This window comes from Pseudomonas sp. P135 (assembly GCF_020312125.1).
GTDB classification, from domain to species: domain Bacteria; phylum Pseudomonadota; class Gammaproteobacteria; order Pseudomonadales; family Pseudomonadaceae; genus Aquipseudomonas; species Aquipseudomonas fragariae.
The window spans coordinates 35,784-56,063 of sequence record NZ_JAGPYR010000008.1 but is presented as its reverse complement, the minus strand read 5'-3'; the positions used below and the strand labels follow the sequence as shown (position 1 = coordinate 56,063).

Annotated in this window: 19 protein-coding genes and 1 pseudogene; 11 read left to right on the top strand and 9 right to left on the bottom strand. The window is 59.9% G+C overall.

Going from position 1 to position 20,280, the window contains the following annotated elements:
* Positions 1–258: 258 nt before the first annotated feature.
* Entirely contained in the window at positions 259–810 is a 552-nt protein-coding gene (locus KBY08_RS14310; protein WP_011268161.1) for a DUF4880 domain-containing protein, read from the top strand.
* Positions 811–910: 100 nt separating this feature from the next.
* A complete protein-coding gene (locus KBY08_RS14305) occupies positions 911–2,047 on the top strand; it encodes a M14-type cytosolic carboxypeptidase (protein WP_011268162.1) in 1,137 nt (378 codons plus the stop codon).
* Positions 2,048–2,083: 36 nt separating this feature from the next.
* Here KBY08_RS14305 and KBY08_RS14300 read toward each other — a convergent pair whose 3' ends face one another.
* Complete coding sequence (locus tag KBY08_RS14300; RefSeq protein WP_111522310.1) at positions 2,084–3,313, bottom strand: MFS transporter; 1,230 nt, start codon at positions 3,311–3,313, stop codon at positions 2,084–2,086.
* Positions 3,314–3,419: 106 nt separating this feature from the next.
* Here KBY08_RS14300 and KBY08_RS14295 point away from each other — a divergent pair, with 106 nt between their 5' ends.
* Complete coding sequence (locus KBY08_RS14295; protein ID WP_011268164.1) at positions 3,420–3,965, top strand: TetR/AcrR family transcriptional regulator; 546 nt, start codon at positions 3,420–3,422, stop codon at positions 3,963–3,965.
* A gap of 78 nt (positions 3,966–4,043) precedes the next feature.
* Positions 4,044–5,348: a leucine-rich repeat-containing protein kinase family protein gene (locus KBY08_RS14290; protein ID WP_060401086.1), complete on the top strand. Its 1,305-nt coding sequence runs from the start codon at positions 4,044–4,046 to the stop codon at positions 5,346–5,348.
* Positions 5,349–5,368: 20 nt separating this feature from the next.
* Here the strand turns inward: KBY08_RS14290 and KBY08_RS14285 are convergent, their stop codons facing one another.
* Positions 5,369–6,073 carry a YebC/PmpR family DNA-binding transcriptional regulator gene (locus KBY08_RS14285; RefSeq protein ID WP_003364547.1) on the bottom strand — a complete coding sequence of 235 codons (705 nt, stop codon included), beginning with the start codon at positions 6,071–6,073 and terminating at the stop codon, positions 5,369–5,371.
* A 326-nt stretch (positions 6,074–6,399) separates the two neighbouring features.
* On the opposite strand from KBY08_RS14285, the gene tssI reads away from it, so the two are divergent.
* Entirely contained in the window at positions 6,400–8,022 is a 1,623-nt protein-coding gene (gene tssI, locus KBY08_RS14280) for a type VI secretion system tip protein TssI/VgrG (RefSeq protein ID WP_111522311.1), read from the top strand.
* Here the strand turns inward: tssI and KBY08_RS14275 are convergent.
* Together KBY08_RS14275 and KBY08_RS14270 are read right to left on the bottom strand one after the other, a co-directional pair.
* Complete coding sequence (locus KBY08_RS14275; RefSeq protein WP_058821917.1) at positions 7,962–8,735, bottom strand: enoyl-CoA hydratase; 774 nt, start codon at positions 8,733–8,735, stop codon at positions 7,962–7,964. The genes tssI and KBY08_RS14275 overlap by 61 nt on opposite strands.
* Positions 8,736–8,825: 90 nt before the next feature.
* Positions 8,826–10,034, bottom strand: coding sequence for an acetyl-CoA C-acyltransferase (locus tag KBY08_RS14270; RefSeq protein ID WP_024642674.1), 1,209 nt, complete (start codon positions 10,032–10,034; stop codon positions 8,826–8,828).
* 190 nt (positions 10,035–10,224) lie between these two features.
* Here KBY08_RS14270 and KBY08_RS14265 point away from each other — a divergent pair, with 190 nt between their 5' ends.
* On the top strand, positions 10,225–10,704 hold the full coding sequence (locus tag KBY08_RS14265) for an LEA type 2 family protein (protein WP_003400587.1): 480 nt from the start codon (positions 10,225–10,227) through the stop codon (positions 10,702–10,704).
* Between the two features lie 129 nt (positions 10,705–10,833).
* A complete protein-coding gene (locus tag KBY08_RS14260; RefSeq protein ID WP_054091923.1) occupies positions 10,834–11,712 on the top strand; it encodes a glycoside hydrolase family protein in 879 nt (292 codons plus the stop codon).
* Positions 11,713–11,749: 37 nt separating this feature from the next.
* On the opposite strand, the pseudogene KBY08_RS26500 reads toward KBY08_RS14260, so the two are convergent.
* A pseudogene (locus KBY08_RS26500) lies at positions 11,750–12,046 on the bottom strand (hypothetical protein); the annotation flags it as partial.
* Positions 12,047–12,628: 582 nt separating this feature from the next.
* Here KBY08_RS26500 and KBY08_RS14255 point away from each other — a divergent pair.
* Positions 12,629–12,871, top strand: a complete 243-nt coding sequence (locus tag KBY08_RS14255) for a hypothetical protein (RefSeq protein ID WP_003400578.1) — start codon at positions 12,629–12,631, stop codon at positions 12,869–12,871.
* Positions 12,868–15,609, top strand: a complete 2,742-nt coding sequence (locus KBY08_RS14250) for a glycoside hydrolase family 3 protein (protein ID WP_111522312.1) — start codon at positions 12,868–12,870, stop codon at positions 15,607–15,609. The genes KBY08_RS14255 and KBY08_RS14250 overlap by 4 nt, the downstream gene beginning before the upstream one ends.
* Before the next feature lie 16 nt (positions 15,610–15,625).
* Here KBY08_RS14250 and KBY08_RS14245 read toward each other — a convergent pair whose 3' ends face one another.
* From KBY08_RS14245 to KBY08_RS14235, 3 genes are all read right to left on the bottom strand, one after another.
* Complete coding sequence (locus tag KBY08_RS14245; RefSeq protein WP_011268171.1) at positions 15,626–16,276, bottom strand: TetR/AcrR family transcriptional regulator; 651 nt, start codon at positions 16,274–16,276, stop codon at positions 15,626–15,628.
* Between the two features lie 22 nt (positions 16,277–16,298).
* Entirely contained in the window at positions 16,299–17,660 is a 1,362-nt protein-coding gene (locus KBY08_RS14240; protein ID WP_011268172.1) for an MATE family efflux transporter, read from the bottom strand.
* 113 nt (positions 17,661–17,773) lie between these two features.
* Entirely contained in the window at positions 17,774–18,028 is a 255-nt protein-coding gene (locus KBY08_RS14235) for a hypothetical protein (RefSeq protein ID WP_003315380.1), read from the bottom strand.
* Between the two features lie 153 nt (positions 18,029–18,181).
* Here KBY08_RS14235 and KBY08_RS14230 point away from each other — a divergent pair, with 153 nt between their 5' ends.
* The gene (locus KBY08_RS14230) at positions 18,182–18,499 is read left to right on the top strand and encodes a DUF883 family protein (RefSeq protein WP_003400563.1); all 318 of its coding nucleotides are present in this window, start codon (positions 18,182–18,184) and stop codon (positions 18,497–18,499) included.
* Positions 18,500–18,592: 93 nt separating this feature from the next.
* Here KBY08_RS14230 and KBY08_RS14225 read toward each other — a convergent pair whose 3' ends face one another.
* Positions 18,593–18,934, bottom strand: a complete 342-nt coding sequence (locus KBY08_RS14225; protein WP_003319121.1) for a hypothetical protein — start codon at positions 18,932–18,934, stop codon at positions 18,593–18,595.
* 267 nt (positions 18,935–19,201) lie between these two features.
* On the opposite strand from KBY08_RS14225, the gene KBY08_RS14220 reads away from it, so the two are divergent.
* Complete coding sequence (locus KBY08_RS14220) at positions 19,202–20,272, top strand: M4 family metallopeptidase (RefSeq protein ID WP_003400558.1); 1,071 nt, start codon at positions 19,202–19,204, stop codon at positions 20,270–20,272.
* The last annotated feature ends 8 nt before the right edge of the window (positions 20,273–20,280 follow it).

Sequence of the window (20,280 nt, the reverse complement as noted above, 5' to 3'; positions counted from 1 at the left end):
CTTTCTTTATGGTTTCGCTGCTTCAGGCTAATGAAGTCTGGGTATTGCGCGGTGTGTTGCAATGACGCGGATCATAGCAAAAGCGCTTCGATCAAGGCCATGCTTTTAGGGCAAAAACGCCTGGATGCGGCAGATAAAACGTAAATGCTGGGACTTTTCACTTGAGAATGATTCTCGTATTCATTAGTCTACGCTTGTCACGGACGCTACCCAACATCGCAAGGAAGATTCCCATGGACGACCAGCGAGCGATACATCATGAGTAATCAGCTCTCGTCTCTACTGCACCTCCCCGCCCGCCTGCCCGAGCCGCAACCCACGCTGCAGGCCATCGAACTCGGCCACCGACTGGGCAAGCTCTCGCGCCGGACCCGGCAGATATTCCTGCTCAGCCGACTCGACGGCCAAGCCTATGCCGACATTGCAGCCTTCATGAACGTCGATATCGCGCGGGTAGAGCGTGCGATGCTTCGCGCGCTGGGCAAGGCCCACGTGCCTGGCGCGGCTGACACCACAAGCGCTGCCACTCAGGCCGCCATTCAGGATCAGGCCAGCCGCTGGTATGTGCACTTGCAGAGCCCTGCGGCAACCGCCAGTGAACGCATCGAGTTTCGTCACTGGCTGGACGCCGATGCCGCGCACCTTTCGGCCTTCCAGAACAGCGAGCGACTGTGGCGTCAGTTGCAGGCACCCGCCTCTTTACTCGGCGCATCCGGCTGGCATCGGCGCAAGCGCCGCGTGTATCTGGCCTGGTGCCTGCTGACCGCCTTCATCTGCAGCCTGATGGTCACCGCCGAGGCCATCTCCTGACGCGCAGATGACCGTTGCAGTGAAGTTTACGTCGCAGGACGCGATGTCGATCGGTGTACAGTAGCGGCCTGAAAAGGCATCTACGCAGCAGGCACCTATCTTGACTCTCACTATCGGTTCAGATTTCGACAGCGGCAACATTCAGGTTCTCGACGCAAGCGACCCGGCGCATATCAGACTGGCGATTCGGCCCGACACGCAAAGCGCGCATTTCCAGTGGTTTCATTTCAAGGCAGACGGCCTGAACGTCGGCCAGACCTACGGCTTCAGCCTCACCAATGCCAGCCAATCCACTTTCAACAGTGCCTGGAGCGGCTACAACGCCGTGGCGTCCTACGACCATCAGAACTGGTTTCGTGTCGCGTCGGATTTCGACGGCAAGGCGCTGAATTTCAGCCTGGCCGCGGAGCAACCGCAGGTCTGGTTTGCGTACTTCGAACCCTACAGCCGTGAACGCCATGACTGGCTGATCGAACAGGCGCAGGAAAAAGCCGGTACACAGTTGCTGGCTGTCGGCAAAAGCGTCGAGGGCCGGGATATTCAGCTGCTGCGCAAAGGTGACGGTGCCGAAGGCAAACGCAAGATCTGGATGATTGCCCAGCAGCACCCTGGCGAACACATGGCCGAATGGTTCATGGAGGGCGTGATCGAACGCCTCCAGCAAAAGGATGACGCCGCGCTGCAGCAATTGCTGGCCGAGGCAGACCTGTACCTGGTGCCGAACGTCAACCCGGACGGGGCCTTTCATGGCCACTTGCGCACCAACGCCAGCGGCAAGGACCTTAACCGTGCCTGGCAGGACAGTACCGAAGCGCTGAGCCCGGAAGTGTCCTTCGTCAGGCAGCAGATGGAAAAATACGGCGTGGACATGTTCCTCGACGTGCACGGTGACGAAGAAATCCCCTACGTATTCACCGCGGCCTGCGAAGGCAATCCGGGGTATACCGCACAGCAACGCCAGCTTGAAGAGCGCTTTCGCAGCCGCCTGTGCGAGGTCAGCGACAACTTCCAGACGGCTCATGGCTACCCACGCGGCGCACCCGGTCAGGCCAACATGAACCTGGCCGCCAATGCTGTGGGCGAACGCTACAAGTGCCTGTCACTGACCCTGGAAATGCCCTTCAAGGATCACGACAACGCGCCAGACCCGGTCACCGGCTGGTCAGGCAAGCGTTCCGCGCAACTGGCCGGGGACATACTGACCGTGCTGTCCGAGATGGTAAAAGAGCTTCGCTAAGGGCTCTGCTGTCTTCAGGCAAACCGAAATGCCCACCTACGCGTGGGCATTTTTGTTTGCGCTGGCCGCACGGCGTACGATCAGACTGGCCAGCGCGATCAGCGCCAGCGTGATCACCACTGCCCCGTAGACATTGCTGGTCATCACCAGCCCTGCCGAGCGGGCAAAGAATCCGGCGACCAGTGCCGGTATGCAGAAGGCCAGGTAACTGAGCACCAGAAAAGCCGACATCAGCCCGCCCCGCTCGTGGGCATGCGCCAGTGGCATGAGCATGCGCAGCGCGCCCAGAAAGCTCGATCCGAATCCCACACCTGCGACCACTGCGCCGACGAAAAACAACCACAACAAACCGAGGTTGATCGAAAGCAGGATCACCGCAACACCGAACGGCAGAAAGCTCGCGCCAACCCATAAGCCGAGCACCGGCTCACGCTGACGCAGCGTCAGAATCGCCGCAGCGCCGCTTAGAGTCAGCGCCGCAACCGCCAGGCCGCCATTGAGCGGTGAGGTGGAGCCGGTCGCCGCCACCAGCAACGACGGGCTCAACGACAGAAAGAAGCCACCCAGTGCCCACGCGGCGATGTCCACCGGCAGGACCAGCCATAGCATGCGCCGTGCCTGCTGCGGAACATGCAACGAGGGCTTGAGGGATTGCCAGACACCGGGCTGGCGACTGACGGTTTCCTCGACGCGTCCCAGGTACAGGGCCTGACTCAGGAATGCGGCCAGCAGCAAGCAGTAACCGAGCATCAGCGGCAACGGCGCGAACTGCGCCAGCAGTGCCGTCCCCAGAGCGCCAACGGCCATGCCAAGCATCGGCGAAATACTATTGATCAACGGTCCTTTGACCGAATCACTGTCCAGCAAGGCTGCGCCCAGTGCGCTGGCCGCCAGCCCCGTTGCAAAACCCTGCAGCAGGCGCGCGGCCACCAGCCAGCTGGCATCACTGGCCAGAATGAACAGCAGCATCGAGACGCTTTGCAGCAGCAAGGCACCGAAAATCACCGGGCGCCGTCCCAGATAGTCAGACAGCGATCCGCCCATCAGCAAGGCAGCCAGCAGGCTGAATGCATACACTGCAAAAATCAGCGTGAGCACGCCCGCAGAGAATCCCCATGCCTCCTGATACAGGTGATAAAGCGGCGTGGGCGTGCTGGACGCAGCGAAAAAGCATAATGTGGTAAACGCTAGAAACCCTAGATGGTTTGGTGCCCGACCGTCAGACTTCACGTCTGGCGACGTCGAATCGTTTGAAGAAAGGGACATGGATACGCTCTCCGCCAATGCAATCCGTTAAAGCCATAAATTAGCTTTTGCGGAGTGTGCGACGTGATAGCGCTTAAAGCAAATACTTTGTGTTAAGGTCCGCCGTATGGCTATCAAAGAAGCAGTTCGTACCGGAGGCCGCAGTGCCCGGGTGCAGGAATCCATTCACCGCGCGGTCCGCGATTTGTTGCAGGAACACGATCGGTCAGCACTCAGCGTGCCGATGATCGCGACCCGCGCAGGCGTCACGCCGTCGACCATCTATCGCCGCTGGGGTGATCTGACCACGTTGCTGGCGGACGCTGCCCTGGAGCGTCTGCGCCCTGACGTGCCGATCGATCAGGGCAGCCTGCATCAGGACCTGCTGACCTGGAGTGAAATGTATCTGGACGAAATGTCCTCGGCACCTGGCCGGGCATTGATGCGCGATGTCGCCGCCAGCACCTCCGGCTGTGTCGGCAAGTGCGCGGCAATGGTTCGCGAGCAGCTGCAGGTCATGATCGATCGTGCCATCGCTCGCGGCGAGGTTTCTCCCAGTGCCGACGACATGATCGATGCCGTCGTTGCGCCGATGATTTACCGGATTCTGTATGCCGAATCGGCACCTGCGCCCGAACGCGTGCGTCAATGGGTCGACCGCTGCCTGAGCTGAGCCGCTTTGCAGGGAGTCAGCGGCGGCAACTCCCGTTATCATGCGCGCCTCGTCCGACATCAATGACCGAACCTATTCATGCATACCCTCGCAGACCTACGCGCCGGCAAGCTGGCAGGCATCAAACGGCTTGACCTCTCCTGTGGCCTGAGCGAATTCCCGGTCGAAATCTTCGACCTGGCCGACACGCTGGAAGTCTTGAACCTCAGCAGCAACAGGCTGACCTCGCTGCCTGACGACCTGGGTCGCCTGACCCGCCTGCGCGTGCTGTTCGCATCAGACAACGCCTTTACACACCTGCCGGAAAGCATTGGCCAATGCCCGCAGTTGCAGATTGTCGGCCTCAAGGCCAACCGCATAGAGCAGGTCAGCGCCGCGGCACTGCCGCCGCGCCTGCGCTGGCTGATCCTCACCGATAACCGCATCGAGTTGCTGCCCGACGAATTGGGCCGCCGCCCAAACCTGCAAAAGCTGATGCTCGCCGGCAACCGCTTGCGCACCCTGCCCGCAACCCTTGCGCAGTGCCACAAGCTGGAGCTGATCCGCATTGCGGCCAATCGCCTGACCGAGTTGCCGGACTGGCTGCTGAGCCTGCCTGCGCTGGCATGGCTCGCCTTCGCTGACAACCCGCTGTGCGCCGAACGTCCCAGCGCGCCGATCCGGGAAATCCCCTGGCAACACCTGAGCCTTCACCAGCGCCTGGGCGAAGGTGCGTCGGGGATCATTCAGCAGGCGGTCTGGCACGACGCCGGCGCTGAGCGCATGGCAGCGGTCAAGCTGTACAAGGGCGCGGTCACCAGCGATGGCTCGCCACTCAATGAAATGGCCGCGTGCATCGCAGCAGGCCGCCACGCACAGCTGATCGAGGTGCTTGGACAGATCAGCGGACATCCCGAGCAGCAGCGCGGCCTGGTCATGGCGCTGATAGCCCCTGATTTCGGCAATCTGGCCGGGCCGCCGAGCCTGGAATCCTGTAGCCGCGATGTTTACGCCAGCGATACGCGCTTTTCCCTGCCGGTGCTGCTGCGCCTCGCTGAAGGCATCGCATCGGTCACCGCGCACCTGCACGCCCGCGGGATCACGCATGGCGACCTTTATGGTCACAACATTCTTGTGCAGGAGGATGGCCATTGCCTGCTCAGCGACTTCGGCGCGGCGTCCTTTCACCCGTCAGCCGGGCTGGGTGAGGCGCTGGAGCGCATCGAAACGCGGGCATTCGGTATATTGCTGGGGGAATTGCTGGAGCGTTGCGAGGCAGATCCGCAGGATCAGAACGTCATGGCGGGTCTACAGGCGCTGCAGGCGAGGTGCGTGCAGCCTGATTGCCAGCAACGACCGTCGCTGGCAGAGGTTCTTCTACAGATAAAAACATGGAGCGCGTAAAGCGCTCCATTGCGCAGTGATCAACCTGCCAGGCCCACGTACACGTTCTGCACGTCATCGTGGTTGTCGATGGCTTCGAGAAACGCTTCGACTTCGGCCATCTGCTCATCGGTCAGGCCGTCCACGGTGCTTTTCGGGCGATAGCCCAGTTGCGCGGACTGGACGGTGAAACCGAACTCCGGGAGCGCCTTGCAGACCGCGTCCATGTCGGTGGATTCGGTGAGGAACAGCGTCGCGCCCTCTTCACCTGGCTCGAAATCCTGAGCACCGGCCTCGATTGCCGCCAGCTCCGGGTCGGCATCCGCTGCTGCAGGAACAGCCTCGATCATGCCCTGATACAAAAAGTCCCACGAAACCGAACCCGCAGCCCCCAACTGGCCCTTGCGGAACAGCACGCGAATTTCCGAGACCGTCCGATTGATGTTGTCGGTCAGACACTCGACGATCACCGGCACGCGGTGTGGCGCAAAACCTTCGTAGGTCAGACGCTCGAAGTTGACGCTCTCACCCAGCAGGCCTGCGCCCTTCTTGATGGCACGCTCCAGGGTCTCGCGCGGCATCGAGGCCTTCTTGGCCTGCTCGACCACCAGCCGCAGACGCGAGTTCATGTCCGGGTCTGCGCCAGCGCGGGCTGCGATCATGATCTCCTTGGACAGCTTGCCAAACGTACGTCCCTTGGCATTGGCTGCCGCTTCTTTATGCTTGACCTTCCACTGTGCGCCCATGTCTGCTCTCTTGATTCGCTAGGCACCTCGCCGCCTGCGCCTGCATGACTGACAGAACGCGGCGCTGGCAAGGCGCTGAAAAAGGGTCACCGGCAAATACCCTGTCCGGCGCGGCGCATTTTATACGCGATCACGGCAGATGAAACCCCCGACAGACAGATTGGCCTTATGAACTCGCCAGGATGGCTGCCAATCCGGCCAACGGCAATCATCTTCTTTCTGTCACCGCTTGTAGGCTCTTTCCGAAAAACCTTGCAGCAATGCTTTTGCGCCTCCGTATTCCGTAACCTGCGCGGCCCCGTTTTTGAAGCTAGAGAGCCCCGCGGATGCGCAAGGACCTGCAAGTGCCCTTCATGCTGGCGATCACCGACTGCCAGCCGGATCTGCATATCATCAACTTCGCCGGCCATGAAGCCCTCAACGAAACGTATCGCTTCGACCTCTGGATGATCGGCAGCCACCCGCAGCTGGATGTGCGCAGCCTGCTGCATCGCGAAGCGTTTTTAAGCTTCGGCGAATCTGGCGGCGGCAGGCATGGCCGTATCGAGCATGCGGCCCGGCTGCACAAGGGGAATCGCGTGAGCCTTTACCATCTGATTCTGGTGCCTGATCTGCAGCGGCTGGCGCAACATCGACAACGCCGCACCTATCAGGACCGTGCGATTCCTCAACTGATCGTGCGCTTGCTTGAAGCACACGGTATTGGAACGAACGCTTACCGCTTCGAGCACGTGAACGGTCTTTATCCTGCCAGGCCGCTGCATATCCAGTACGACGAAAGCGATCTGCACCTGTTGCAGCGCCTGTGCGAGGAAGAAGGCATGCATTTCCGCTTCGAGCATCGCCGGAGCGGCCACCGGCTGGTGTTCTCGGACGACCCTGCCAGCTTTCCGGCGCAGCCATTGCCGGTGCGTTTCAAGCGCCCGCAAGCGTCAGACGTGCCTAGAGAGACGCTGTTACACCTGGCCGAGCGACTGGGGTTTCCGCAGTTTTCAAGACAACCCGCCGACCACCCGCAACCTGCGCACGCACCTTCTTCGCCGCACGATGCACACCCTCTGACGATAGCGGCCAATCATGCCTTTCAACCGCCAGGCTTACGTGGAGCGATCAGTCCCCGGGAGGCACTGAGTCGGCAGCGTGGCAGTCGCGGAATGGAGCGCCTGCGCTGCGAACGGAGCGATGTCAGAGGACAAAGCATCGACACCGCCTTGCAGTGTGGTGAAGTCATTCAGGTGCTCGATCACCCGGAGCCATTGCTTAATGATCAGTGGTTGCTGACCGAAGTTGTTCACGCAGGCAGGCAGTTACAGGTGCTGAAGGGCGCCGCCGCCCATGATGCGCTGGCAATCCTGCGCATCCTCGTCGAAGCGCAACGTTCGTCACCCGAGGCTGAACAACTGCAAGGCAACGGTTACTGCAACAGCTTCAGGGTAATACCCTGGGCAACGCCGTTTCGCCCGTCGATCAGCCACCCTCGACCCATTGTCACCGGTGAGCATTTCGCCACCTTGCAGCGCAACGACAACCAACCGGACCCACCCGGATATCGTTCAATCCGCTTCGACTGGCACGCTCAAGGCCCGGAAGACCAACCCGCACAACGTTGGCCGATGGCAAAAGTCGCCTGCCCGGAGATTCATCGGCTACCGGCGGGTACACGTGTGCGGGTCCGCTACCTCGACAATCATCCCGAACGCCCCGTGATCTGCGCGGCACTGTTAGCGAATCCGGGGCAGGACGCAGTGACTGCTTACCCCACCGACTGCGTTCGACTGGCGAACGGTCAGCGCCTGCACATCAACGCGCATGACGGATTCACAGTGCGCGGGCGGACCGCCGAGTTGCAGGTCGACGCGCAACGCATTCTGATCGTTGCCCATGCAGATCAGCAGTCCTTGAAATCGGGCTGGCGCTTGTCGATGAAGGCGCGCATGCCCTCCTTCTGATCCTGGCTGGCGAAGGCGGCGTGAAAAACCCGGCGCTCGAAGCGGATGCCTTCGGCCAGGCTCACCTCGAACGCGCGGTTGACGCTCTCTTTGACCATCATCGCCACTGGCAGGGATTTACTGGCGATGACCGCTGCCACTGCAAGCGCTTCCGGCAGCAACTGATCGAGCGGCAGCACGCGGGCCACCAGACCGGCGCGCTCGGCCTCGTGAGCATCGATCAATCGGCCGGCCAGGCACATCTCCATGGCCTTGGCCTTGCCGACTGCGCGGGTCAGACGCTGCGTTCCGCCCATCCCCGGCAACACGCCGAGATTGATCTCGGGCTGTCCAAACCTGGCGTTCTCGGCAGCCAGAATGAAATCGCACATCAATGCCAGTTCACAGCCGCCACCCAAGGCAAAACCGGCCACCGCAGCCACCAGGGGTTTGCGTCGGGCCGCGACCCGGTCGCTGTCACGAAACAGGTCATCGAGGTAGATCTGCGGGTAGGACAGGTCGACCATTTCCTTGATGTCCGCACCAGCGGCGAAGGCTTTTTCCGAGCCGGTCAGCACGATGCAGCCGATCGCACTGTCCGCCTCGAACTGATCGAGCGCATGGTTCAATTCGTTGATCAGACGCGCATTCAAGGCGTTCAACGCATCGGGCCGGTTAAGTCTGACCAGGCCCACACCACCTATAATCTCAATGAGAATAGTCTCGTAAAGCATTGATAAATATCCTTTTTATTTAATTACACAATCAGCAGCTTTTTATAGATTCAACATTCAATTATTAGATCAAGCCATTGATTAACAAGGCTAATTCAAAAACTCGATAGCTATCGCAGTAGCTTCACCGCCGCCGATGCAGATCGCCGCCAGGCCACGCTTGAGTTGTCGATGCTGCAAGGCCGCCAGCAGCGTCACGATGATCCGCGCACCCGAGGCGCCGATCGGATGACCAAGCGCGCAGGCACCGCCATTGACATTGACTTTATCGTTCGGGATGCCCAGCTCGCGCATTGCCACCAGTGGCACCACCGCAAACGCCTCATTGATCTCGAACAGATCCACATCATCCAGGCTCCAGCCTGTCTTGCCCAAAAGGCGCTGAATGGCGCCTATCGGCGCTGTTGGAAACAGGCCCGGCTCGTCGGCAAATGCCGCATGCGCATGAAACACCGCCAGAGGCCGCAGGCCACGCCTTTGAGCCTCGGACTGACGCATCAACAGCAGCGCTGCTGCGCCGTCGGAGATAGAACTGGAGTTGGCCGCGGTGACCGTGCCGCCCTCGCGAAAAGCGGGTTTGAGCGTGGGTATCTTGTCGGGACGCGCCTTGGGGGGCTGCTCATCGTGGGTGATTTGCCTCGACTCCTTGCCCACGGTGACTTGCACCGGCACGATCTCGGCGTCGAAATGGCCTTCGGCAATGGCCTTTTGCGCGCGAGCCAGTGAGGCCAGGGCAAACGCATCCTGCGCCTCGCGAGTGAAACCGTTGAGCCCGGCGCAGTCCTCGGCGAAGGTGCCCATCAGCCGTCCTGGCTCATAGGCATCCTCGAGGCCGTCGAGAAACATGTGATCGAGCACCTTGCCGTGCCCCATGCGATAACCGCTGCGCGCGCGGTCCAGCAGGTAAGGCGCATTGGACATGCTCTCCATGCCGCCAGCCACCACCACCGCAGTACTGTCTGCCAGCAACAGGTCATGGGCCATGATTGCGCTCTGCATGCCGGAACCGCACATCTTGTTGACCGTGCTGCACAGCGTCGCATGGCTGAGCCCGGCACCCAGCGCCGCCTGCCGAGCGGGTGCCTGGCCCAGACCTGCCGGCAGCACACAACCAAACAGCACATGCTCCACGTCTGCAGGCTCGATGCCTGCCCGCTCGACAGCGGCACGGATGGCGATCGATCCCAGCGCGGTGGCACTGAGGCTCTGCAGATCGCCCTGAAAACCACCCATGGGCGTGCGCACGGCACTGACAATGACCACGGGGTCTTGATGAGGGGGTGTCCTTTCGATGGACATGGCTATCTCCAGTCTTGTTTTTATAGGTACGGTTTTCTAAAGGTACGGGGGAATCATCAACCTGCTGCCTTGCAGACGCAATGGTTGAGGCAGGCAGATTAGCCGCTATCCCGGCATCGTGCCCGACGCGGCGAATCTCTCACCACTGGCGAGGTCTGAAGATCACTGAACCTGACGCTGGAGCACACGAATGCCGCTACGCCTGATCCGCGCCCTGCTCTCGGGGCTGCTCATCCTCGGCTTGAGCGCCTGTGCGCTGATTCCCCATCGAGACCCGCTGGCGATCAGTGTCGTGGGTATCGAACCCATCCCCGGCCAGGGCCTGGAACTGCGCATGGCAGTCACGTTGCGGGTGCAGAATCCAAACGAGACCGAGATCAACTACAGCGGCGTCGCGCTGGACCTGGACGTGAACGACAGGCTGCTGGCCTCCGGGGTCAGCAACCAGAAAGGCACTGTAGGACGCTTCTCCGAGGCAGTGCTGGTGGTGCCGGTCAGCGTGTCGGCATTCGCTGCCTTGCGCCAGGCACTGGGGCTTAGTCAGAGCCAGCGTCTGGACAATCTGCCCTATACGCTTCGCGGCAAGCTGGCCGGCGGCCTGTTCGGCACAATGCGCTTCAGTGACAGCGGCACGCTGGATTTGCGCCAGGCCGAGGGAGATCCCTGGTAACAAGTCATTACCGGTGGTAATGCCTGTCGGGGTTTGGCAGGGTATACGGGACGATACAGGTGGCATGCTTTCTGCTGGCTGACGGCAGCGCATGCTCTGCACCTCTCCACCCTCAAGGAAGATTTGCCAATGACCCCGCAGAACCCGTCAGCACGTTTTTTCCCGACCTTTCTGGCCCTTGTGGCGCTGATGCTCAGCCTGTGCGTAGCACCGGCATGGGCTGCAGAAAAAAGCGCCAAGCGCGGCATCGCCTACGACATCGCCCTGCCCGCCGACCTGAGTGCGTTATCTGCAGGCGTGAGCTGGTGGTACAACTGGAGCCCCAGGCCCCACGACCGCCTGGCGTCGTACGACTACGCCTCGATGTACGGCGTGGATTTCATTCCGATGGTATGGAACGGCAACGTTGACGACGGGCAGTTGAAGCAATACCTGCTGGCTCACTCAGCCATCCGCTATCTGCTGGTGATCAATGAGCCGAATCTGCTCGATCAGGCCAACATGACGCCCGAAGCGGCGGCCGGCTTCTGGCCGAGACTGGAACAGATCGCCGCCCAGACCGGCGTAAAACTGGTGGGGCCAGCGATGAACTGGGGAACCATGCCGGGCTACGGTGACCCGGTCGTGTGGCTCGATGCCTTCTACACAGCCTATCGGTCGATGAATCAGAATCGCGACCCGCGCATCGATTACCTGGCTTTTCACTGGTACGACTATGGCTTGCCAGGGATGCTCGACCGGCTGTCGAAGTACGGAAAACCCTTCTGGGTCACCGAGTTCGCCAATTGGCACGCTCCGGATGACGGAGCGCAGATTGATTCGATCGACAAGCAGAAGCGGCAGATGGCGGAAATGGTCGCCACCCTCGAGCAGCGCCAGGACGTGTTCAGATACGCCTGGTTCACCGGCCGGATGAACCCTGACCCGCACTTTTCAAGTTTGCTGGACGCTGAGGGCAAGCTGACTGAGCTGGGCCAGTATTACCTGTCGCTGCCACACAGCGAGTAAGCCCTTGCGGCTCGGTCAACGCATTTTCGCAGCCTCTCAGCGAGGCTGCGCCGACCTCGGTCAGACCGCTGATGATGTGCTGGGTGTAGGGAAATGAATGATCGGGTTCCAGGACTCTTGTCGAGATCAACAGCCCTTCCCTGACCAGCGTGTCGACTGTCGCCACGCAAACGTGGATTGCCGGGGCGCTTGAATACGCGCGCACCAGTTCCCTGTAGATCTGACCGAAGGTCAGTTTTTGCGGTTTGCTGAAGCACAGGCGACCGACGATGCTCAACACCGCGAGGTCGACCCGCTGTTTTCCCTCACTCACCACGATTGCCTTTAACGTAATAAAAACTGACGCGCCGTCGGCTGATTATCCCTATTGCCCTTGCGCCACCTGCACACGGCCATGGTCGGTCGGTAATGCACACTTTCACGTCCAAATTTAATGGAATAGAAATTAAAGACGTCGTTAATTAACGTGCACTTCAAGGCCTGAAAATTCCTTTAAGCGCGCATTAATTCACGTGTACATCCCGATACTTTCTCTTAGGGAGCTGGCTTTTTAAAACGCGCACGAACCACGAGGATGCAAAGCTTACCAGCTCGCTAAACCTAACGACAATTAGGTTTATTAAAAAACAATAAAACTCTAAAATTTGATGATTTAATGGATTTTTATGGCTGTAAAATGGCTAAATTACCGATTTTATTCTTAAAAATCGGTCTAAAACCTCCGGCCTATTCTGAAAAAACCACATGATGGCCAGGTGGCATCATTTATTAAAATCTCCATTACTCATACTTTAGCGACCTGTGAACTGTTTACTGTCGCGCTGGACTGATTGTTCAGCCGAGCCCTGTGCGATTGCCACAGCCGTCCGTTTTATCCTGCAAACCATTAATCGAGATTCAATCGATGACTAGATCAATGCTGTCTGTTTTCAGTGCAGTACTTCTGTGCGCGCAAAGTGCCTTAACTTTCGCCGCGGACTCAACTTCCAGCACACCTGCCACTGGCTCCGATCAACAGATCCGGACGCAGGTGGAAGCCAAGCGCGACCAGTTGTCAGGCGCCGACAAGATCAACCCGGCCCAACAGCAGAGTTCGTCGTCCCTGCTCGACGCGCCGGTGAACACCGACGACGCCCCTGCCCAGGCACAACGACCATGAACAACCTCAATCAACCGATCACATCGACCGCAAGGACACTTGCCTTGTCAGCCTTCAAACAGACGCTGGGCCTGAGTCTGCTGACGTTCAGCGTCATGCAGGCCAACCTTGCACTCGCCGCCGTGACCCCGGCGACCGGCAACGAAGTCGAAGCGCGCGTCAGCTCGATTCTCGATAACATGAACCAGTCGGAAAAGATCAACTTCACCCGCGTCAACGACGGTCACATGATCCCGTCGCTGCTCAAGTGGGGCATCAAGGGCACCGTGGCGTATGACTCGTCCATGGGCGTGCACGTCAACAACGCCACCTTCGGCGCCCAGTACCCGTCGCAGTCTGCGCTGGCAGCGACCTGGAGCATCAACCGGGCCAAGGAATTCGGCCTGGCCATCGCTTATGAAACGCGAATTTCCGGCGGCCAGCAGATGCTTTCGCCAGGCGTGAACCTGTACCGGACGCCCTACAACGGCCGCTCGGCAGAATACGTCAGCGGTGAAGACCCGTTCCTCGGCGCCGTTCTGGCACCCGCTATCGTCAACGGCATTCAGGCTCAGGGCATCCAGGCCAGCGGCAAGCACTACCTGGCCAACGAGCAGGAAGCCAATCGTCAGGCGATCGACGTCAAGGTCGATGAGCGCACCCTGCGCGAACTGTACCTTCCAGGCTTCGAGTCGATGGTGAAGAACGCCAATGTCGCCTCGATCATGTGCGGCTTCAACAAGGTCAACGGCGACTATGCCTGTGAAAACCATCACCTGATCACTGAAGTGCTCAAGGGCGAATGGGGCTATCAGGGCATGGTCATCAGTGACTTCAACGCCATTCATGATGCCTTCAAGGGCGCGTGGGCCGGTACGGACATCGACATGCCCTCCGGCCTGCAGTTTACCGAAGCCAATCTCCTGCCCTACCTGTGGAGCGGGCAACTGACCCAGAACGTGATCGACGACAAGGTCAAACGCAACCTGCGTGGCATCGTCAGCTACGACCTGCAGAACAACCTCAACACCGCCAAGACCTTGGAACATCCGGAATACGGCATGCGTGCCGCGCTGAATACCGCGCGCGAATCCATCGTGTTGCTGCGCAACGAGAACACCGCTGCCGGCAAACCGCTGCTGCCGCTGGAGCGTTCGGCGAAAATAGCCGTGATCGGCAACTGGGCGCACGACGTACCGGCGTCGCCTTTTGGCACCGCTAACTCACCGCCCAACAGCTACGTGACCGAGTTGAGCGGCTTGCAGCAACTGGCCTCCAGCAGTAGCGATGTCACGTATCTGTCAGAGATGAGCCTGAATCCGGCGAGCTCGGTGTGGTATCAGCCAGCAACCGGCGACAACGGGATCAGCAACGCCGGGGTAAAAGCCGAATACTTCTCCAATACCAGTTTTTCCGGTGACCCGGTACTGACGCGCGTCGAGCCCGGCGTGAACCTGAACTGGACCACCGGCAGCAACGTGACCAACGCAGGCAGCACGGCAGTGTCTGGCTTCAGCCCGACAGCCGGCGCTTTCTCGGCACGTTTCACCACTACCATCAAGCCCACCATTTCGGGCGCCCAGGCGTTCAAGGTGCGTGCGGATGGCCCGTACAAACTCTGGGTCAATGATGAGCTCATCGTGCAGAGCGACGGCGTGCCTTACTCGGGCGATGTGGTGAATGCACTGACAACGTCGGGGAAGACTGCCGCATTGTCAGCCGGCAAGACCTATACCGTGAAACTGGAATACCAGCGCGTACAGGGTAATTTCATTCCCGCACTGGGCGGCCTGACCGGCGTGCAGATGAGCTGGGCTTCGTTGCGTCCGCCGAAGGATCTGTCGAAATACGATGCGGTGGTGGTTGCGACCGGGACCACGTCTGAAAACGAAGGCGAAGGTTCCGACCACGGCTTCGATCTGCCGGACCAACAGGCTGAACTGATCAGCTTCGTTGCCAAGGCCAACCCCAACACCATCGTAGTCATGCACGGCGGTGGCGTGGCCAATATGCAGCCATGGGCGAACAAGGTCGGCGCCACGCTGCAAGCCTGGTTCCCGGGCCAGCAAGGCGGTCAGGCACTGGCCGAGATCCTCTACGGCAAGGTCAACCCGTCGGGCAAGTTGCCGGTCACGATCGACAAGAACATCGAGGATAACCCGAGCTATGCCTCTTATCCGGATCCGGCGGCCTATCGCGGCAGCAACCCGCTGACCGAGATGACCTACAGCGAAGGCCTGTACATGGGTTATCGCGGGTATGACAAGAAACACGCCAAGCCGCTTTATCCATTCGGCTATGGCCTGTCCTACACCACGTTCAGCTACAGCGACATGAAACTGTCGACCAACGTGCTGACCCCAGGCTCGACGATCGACGTGAAATTCACGGTGACCAACACCGGCGACAAGGCCGGCTTCGAGGTGGCGCAGCTGTATGTGCAGCCGGTCAAACCTGCCGTGGACCGTCCGGAGAAAGAGCTCAAGGGCTTCACCAAGGTGTACCTGCAGCCGGGCGAGAGCAAGACCGTCAGCGTACCGATAGACTCGCGCTCCCTGGCTTACTACGTCGACAAGACGGCAAGCTGGGACGTCGATGCCGGGAAGTTCAAGATCCTCGTCGGCGCGGATTCGGAGAACCTCACGCTCAACAGGACGCTGACCACCCTGTACCCGGAAAAACTGACCACGCGTGACAGCAACCCGCTGCCATTGCCACTGCGCAAGGCAGTCCAGGTCAGCGCGGCACAGACCTACTGATGCACCCCGTCAAGGCTCATGGATGAGCCTTGATATCCCTTCCCAATCGCTGCACGTAGATATCGAAAACCGCCATGACATCCACGTCGCGGGGGCTTCGCAGCCACTGAATCTGCAAGCCGTCCATGACCGAGAAGATCTCCTGGGCCAGGGCTTTGACATTGATATCGCCGCGCACTTCCCCCGCTTCTATCAACGCCTGCAAATGGCTGCGTGCGTGTTCGTGGGTCAGCTGGAATCGCTCAAGGTGCCAGGCCCATGCCGGGTGCGCCTTCGACAGGCTCTCGGTATTCATCAGCAGCGCTGCCTGACACTCCTCGGCATTCTCGATACTGAAACTCATGCTCAGCTTGAGAAACTTCAGAAACCCTTCAAGCGTCGGCTCGGTGACCAGATCCTGAAAGCGCGAGGTGACCCGCTGGTCCCTGCGCTCCAGCAAGGCGGCGAGCAAGGCTTCCTTGTTGGGAAAATGGTGCAGCAACCCTACCGTAGTGATACCGGCAAGCAGTGCAACCTCGCGCATCGACGCACTCGAATAGCCGTCTCTGGCAAAAACGACGGTAGCGGCATCCAGCAAGGCCTTTCTGCGCATGTCTCCCTTGGGCGCGCGGCGACGCTTGGGTGGGGCCGTTTCTGCGGATTCATTCCCTGATTCTTCGATGACCATAAAAACCTGATAACGCCTTGATTCAATGTGCCCCGATGCTCATGACCGGGGCCCTGCTGGTAAAAAACCGTTTCGCCGTCAGCGACGCCGTGGTGATGGAGATCAGCGCGATGAGCGCATTGCCGGTAAACATGCCGGGCAAGGCGCCGCTGCTGCCGAACCAGTGGGTCCCGGCGAAGACGAACGGCACTGTACCCGCCGTTGCCCTGAGCCAGGCAAATACCGCGACCCACCACGACCTGTTCATGGTCAGGAATACCGCGATGGCGACGAAATCCAGGCCTATCAGAACCCAGAGGCCACCGCCCCACAAGCAAAAGGCCATGAACACGGCACGGGCTTCGTCACCCAACTGGTAGAGGTCGGCAATCATGCCACCACAGAGCAGCAGCACCAGCCACACGGCCAGCCCGTAACAGACCACCAGCCGCCGGGTAAAAACGACCGCAGATCGCACACGATCATCGCGGCTCGCACCAATGTTCTGACCCAGCACCGGAGCCAGCGCGCCAGGCAGGGCAAAAAAGGCGCAGTAGGAAAACTGTATGACCCGATCCAGCACTGTCATGGCGGCCAGAGCCGAGGTGCCAAATGCCGAAAGCGAGGCGACAAGATAAGCCAAACCGACCGGCGTCGCCAGATTTGCCGCCATCGCCGGAAGCGCCAGCCTGAAGGTATGCCGCGCATGCAGGCGCAACAGTTTCAGATTGCGCGTGAACACTATGCCTATTCGGCTGCGCACCCAGTACAGCCCGATGGAAGCGGAAACTGCTGCAGACACAGCGAAGGCGATCCCTGCACCGTCGAGCCCCAGGCCGAGTGCAAAGATGAAAAACGGGTCCGCCACCGCCAGCGTGGCGGCAGCGGACAGCACGACGCCCATCGCCCGGCGGTTGTCACCAATGGTTCTGAGCATCTGCGCCGACATCTGCATCACCGCCTGCAACGCGGTAAAAGGCAGGGTCAACCAGATAAAACTGCGCGCTGCCTCGTAAGTGGCCGCCTCGGCACCCAGCCATCTTGTGATCGGCACGATGAACGTCAACTGCGCGGCGGCGGCCAGACCGCTGACCGTAATCACCATGAGCATCAGACTGCCGGTGAGCCTGGGTATCGACCTGGCCGCCCGATGGCCGATGCGCGCGGAAAGCACCGAGGCCCCGGCGATGATCAGGCCGGTCGCCAGCGCGCCGTTGAAAAACATCAGGACCTTGGCAATGCCGACCGCCGCCAGAAGCACGGGGTCATGCAGCATCGACACATAGACCAGCGTGAGAATGTCGACCAGAAAGACGGCGAACAGGCTCAAGGCGCTGGCACTGGCGGTGACGACGATATGGCGCGCTACGCTGCCCTGGGTGAATCTTGCACTGGCTTGGGCCATCAACGTTCTCAAAAGGCCTTACGGATCAGGAAGGCAAGACACCCTCACCAGGACGCCCTCACGCTACACGTGAAGAACGATCAGCGCCGGATTGTCGGGTCGCTGTCGGGCTGCTACCTGCTCGCCGCCATCAGACGATTCACTTCACTGCGGACCATGTTGGCGTATTCCGGGGGACTCATGGTGTCCAGCTCGGAACGAACCCATTCAGACCACTTGCCCTTGCGTTTGGCGCGCTCGCCCATCAAGCGTGCCGCCTCGCCCTTGGCCTTGCCCAGATTGCTCTGCCACAGTTCGAACAGACGGGATTTTTCGTCTTCCAGAGCGGTACGTTCAGGGAGCGGCCGATTGGCCAGATTGAAACTCATCACAGTCACCTACGGCTAAAAACGGCTGCATCTTACACCCGTAAGGGGCATTGCTTGCAGAGTCTTGCGTCGGGTCATTCAAGCAATTGCAACTTTTCAGGATGCGCGAGACTCCATTGAACACTGTTGCCACCACTTGAAAGGAATACACCCATGGCTCGTAAGACCCCTGCTCAACAAGCTGCCGATCAAATCAAGGATCAAGCATTCAGTGACCTGCAGGCACTGATCGAAGAATCCGACAAACTGCTCAAAGAAAGCGCTGCACTGGTTGGCGAAGAAGCAGAGACATTGCGCGCGCAGTTGAGCGTCAAACTCAAGCAGGCACTGGACTCGATGGCCAGTGTTCGCGACCGTACCAAGCCGGTTGTCGAAGCGACCGAAACCTACATCGGTGGTCATCCATGGCAGACCGTGGCTATTTCTGCCGGCTTTGGCCTGGTAGTTGGCCTGCTGCTGGGTCGTCGTTGATCGACTGATTGACGGCATTGCGGGTCAGGTTACCGGCCCGCAATGCCGTTGCAGTAAAGCGTGATGAAGCAGATGTAAACCTGGCGAACGCCCTTAGCGGGTGTGCTGCACCACCGAAGGCTCGGCAAAACGGTGCGACTTGGTCACCTTCGCCTGTAACGCCACGCGCTCTTCCTCGGCCTTGGCCTGGCTTTCATAAGGCCCTATCAATACCTGCTGCTTACCGTCCACGTCCACGATGATCGGGGCATAACTGCGCTCGAGCAACCAGGCGCTGGAATCGCTGACCGCCTCCCGCGAGTTCATCTGAATGAACCACTGCGGCGTAGAGACCGGAGCAGTCGCTGCCGTCCCCTGGACTTTATCCCTGGCGGGCCCGCCTCCATCGCATCCGGCCAGAGCCAGTACCGCTATCATCATTACCGTCTTGCGCACGTAGGTCTGCTCCTCGTCTGAAGTGGCGCGAGTCTAACATTGCCGCGCGGCCCGTTGATCACCTGTGTCGAGGTGTCGCACTGCCTCTGCAATGACGTGAAGTACCGACAATACGGGGCTATCGCCACATCAGGCAGGTTTGGCGGCAACCGTCGATCATGTAATCAGATATTTCGTTGCATATAAACGCGACATGAAGTGTCACACGACTGCGACCATGTTGATCGGTGGCTTGCCGCCATCGATGCATTAGTACAGGAGTTCATCATGTGCGACGACCGAAATCCCCTGCATTGCTTCATTCCGCCTTACATGCTCGAGCGTATGGCGCAATCCCCCAAGAATCTGGTCAGCGCCCGGGCCATCGCCAACCTGACGAGTAGCTCGGCGTTTCTCGCGTCCCGCCTCTCTGCGCGAACCATGCCATCCATGCACGCGATCAAATCGCCAGACGGACGAAAGCATCGCGTGATTCATGATGCCAAGGGCACTGACGATCTGCCCGGCGCCGTGGTGCGCAAGGAAGGCCAGGCAGCGACGGGCGACAAGGCAACCGATGAAGCCTACGATGGCTCAGGCGACGTCTACGATTTCTATGCGCAACTGTTCGAACGCAACTCGCTGGACGACAGCGGCATGTCGCTGGTCTCGACCGTGCACGTCGCCGAAGTGGATTTCAACGGCGATCACGTACCGTTGAGCAACGCCTATTGGAATGGCAGCCAGATGGCTTACGGCGACGGTGATGACCTGGTCTTCAAGCGCTTTACCGGCAGCCTTGAAGTGATCGGTCATGAACTGACCCACGGCGTGCAGAGTTTCACCTCGAATCTGGACTACCGCGGGCAATCCGGGGCCTTGAACGAGCATTTTGCCGACGTGTTCGGCATGCTGGTGCGCCAGTGGAAACAAGGCACCAGCGCCGCCGAGTCGGACTGGGTGGTGGGCAAGGAGTTGCTGGTGCCGGCGCCGACGCGACGAGGCATTCGCGATATGGAAAAACCCGGCACTGCCTATTCCAACGATCCGGATCTGGGCGATGATCCGCAACCTGCAACGATGGCCGACCTGTATACCGGTGCCAAGGATCGCGGCGGTGTACACATCAACTCGGGCATTCCCAACCGGGCATTCGTGCTGGTGGCCAAGGCGCTGGGCGGAAATGCCTGGGAAGTGGCGGGCAGAATCTGGTATGAAACGATGCTGGAGCTGGCCTCGGACAGTCAATTCATCGATTGTGCCAAGGCCAGCATAAAAGTAGCCTCGGACCCACGCTTCGGCCCCAAAGCCAAGAAAGCCGTGCAGGCGGCCTGGAAAGAGGTCGGTCTCAAGGTATAGGCAAAGCA